Genomic DNA, 2,378 nt, shown 5'->3' with positions numbered 1-2,378 from the left:
GCGCAACGAGGCTCCAAGCGAGGCCGAAGCCGCCGCGCCGACCGAATCCGTTGCTGCGGCCGAACCGGCTCCGTCGTTCGAGAATCTTTCGCCGGCAGGCCTTGCGGCCCAGGCCGAACTCAACGAGGCGGCCGCCGAAAGCGGTGCTGCCCGTCGTCCGAGGCGGCCGCGCCGCCCGCGCGTCAACGCCGATCAGGTTGATGGCGGTAGTGACAATGCCAATTCCGTGGCCAACGCCGGCGAGGCGGCTGCGGCCCCGGTCGACAGCGGCAACGCCCAACCGATCAATGTCGATATCGACAACTGATCGAACGGCATTTCAAGGCATTGAACGGCGGAGAGAAATCTCCGCCGTTTTCGTTTGGGCGGCCGTGCAATATTATGAAGTTGCCGATATCGAGACGTCTTGAGGGTTCGGAGCTTGTGCACCATATCAGCCTCAACTGGACCCGGCTCGAATGGGAGGGTCCGTCACCGCAATCGGATCCGGTGCCGCAAAGCGGGCCGGTGATGGAAGGAGACAGATATGAACCTTGAGAAATACTCAGAGCGCGTGCGCGGTTTTATCCAGTCCGCGCAGACTATGGCGCTTTCCCGCAACCATCAGCAATTCACCCCTGAGCATATCCTGAAAGTGCTCGTCGACGACGATGAGGGCCTGGCCGCGTCGCTGATCGAACGCGCCGGCGGCAACGTCCGCGACGTCAAGCTTGGCGTCGAGACGGCACTCGAAGCGATGCCCAAGGTCGAGGGCGGCAATGGCCAGCTCTATCTGGCCCAGCCGCTGGCAAAAGTGTTTTCGACCGCCGAGGAACTGGCCAAGAAAGCCGGCGACAGCTTTGTCACGGTGGAGCGGCTCTTGCAGGCGCTGGCCATGGAGAAGTCGGCCAAGACCGCCGACATACTGGCCAAGGCCGGCGTCACCCCGCAGGCGCTCAACCAGGTCATCAATGACGTCCGCAAGGGCCGCACCGCCGATTCGGCGAGTGCCGAACAGGGCTACGACGCGCTGAAGAAATACGCGCGCGACCTGACCGCGGATGCCCGTGCCGGCAAGCTGGACCCCGTGATCGGCCGTGACGACGAGATCCGCCGCACCATTCAGGTGCTGTCGCGCCGCACCAAGAACAATCCGGTGCTGATCGGCGAACCGGGCGTCGGCAAGACGGCGATCGCCGAAGGCCTGGCGCTGCGCATCGTCAATGGCGACGTGCCGGAATCGCTGAAGGATAAGCAATTGATGGCGCTCGACATGGGCGCGCTGATTGCCGGCGCCAAATATCGCGGCGAGTTCGAGGAGCGGCTGAAGGCCGTGCTCTCCGAAGTCACCTCGGCCAGCGGCAACATCATCCTGTTCATCGATGAGATGCACACCCTGGTCGGTGCCGGCAAGGCGGATGGCGCCATGGATGCGTCGAACCTTCTGAAGCCGGCGCTGGCGCGCGGCGAGCTGCACTGCGTCGGCGCCACCACGCTCGATGAGTATCGCAAGCATGTCGAGAAGGATGCAGCGCTTGCCCGCCGCTTCCAGCCGGTGTTCGTCGACGAGCCGACGGTGGAAGACACCGTCTCGATCCTGCGCGGCCTGAAGGAGAAGTACGAGCAGCACCACAAGGTGCGCATTTCGGATTCGGCGCTGGTGGCGGCGGCGACGCTGTCCAACCGCTACATCGCCGATCGCTTCCTGCCGGACAAGGCGATCGATCTGGTCGACGAAGCCGCATCGCGGCTGCGCATGCAGGTCGATTCCAAGCCCGAGGCGCTGGACGAGATCGATCGCCGCATCATGCAGCTCAAGATCGAACGCGAGGCGCTCAAGGTCGAGACAGACGACGCCTCGAAGGATCGACTTGCCCGCCTGGAAAAGGAACTCGTCGGCCTCGAGGAGGAATCGACCGAGATCACCGCCAAATGGCAGGCCGAGAAGCAGAAGCTCGGGCTGGCCGCCGATCTGAAGAAGCAGCTTGACGAGGCGCGCAACGAGCTCGCCATTGCGCAGCGCAAGGGTGAATTCCAGCGCGCTGGCGAGCTTGCCTATGGCAAGATCCCGGAACTGGAAAAGAAGCTGAAGGAGGCCGAAACCCAGGACGGCAAGGCTGGCATGGTCGAAGAGGTGGTCACGCCGGATCACGTCGCGCATATCGTCTCGCGCTGGACCGGCATTCCGGTCGACAAGATGCTGCAGGGGGAGCGCGACAAGCTGCTGCGCATGGAAGACGAGATCGGCAAGCGTGTCGTCGGCCAGGGCGAGGCGGTGCAGGCTGTTTCCAAAGCGGTGCGGCGCGCTCGCGCGGGCCTGCAGGACCCGAACCGGCCGATCGGCTCGTTCATGTTCCTCGGGCCGACGGGCGTCGGCAAGACCGAACTGACCAAGGCGC

At 64.3% G+C, this 2,378-nt stretch carries 1 protein-coding gene and 1 pseudogene; both read left to right on the top strand.

The window, feature by feature from the left end; genetic code table 11:
• Positions 1 to 307: pseudogene (locus EN984_RS31495) on the top strand (DUF4167 domain-containing protein); the annotation flags it as partial.
• A gap of 219 nt (positions 308 to 526) precedes the next feature.
• On the top strand, positions 527 to 2,378 hold a 1,852-nt coding region (locus EN984_RS31490), incomplete at its 3' end, for a Clp protease N-terminal domain-containing protein (protein WP_127384215.1).

Source organism: Mesorhizobium sp. M7A.F.Ca.CA.004.12.1.1 (assembly GCF_003997835.1).
In the GTDB taxonomy this organism is placed as follows: domain Bacteria; phylum Pseudomonadota; class Alphaproteobacteria; order Rhizobiales; family Rhizobiaceae; genus Mesorhizobium.
Note: the sequence above shows the minus strand (reverse complement) of the source record. Positions and strands in the feature narration are given on the sequence as shown.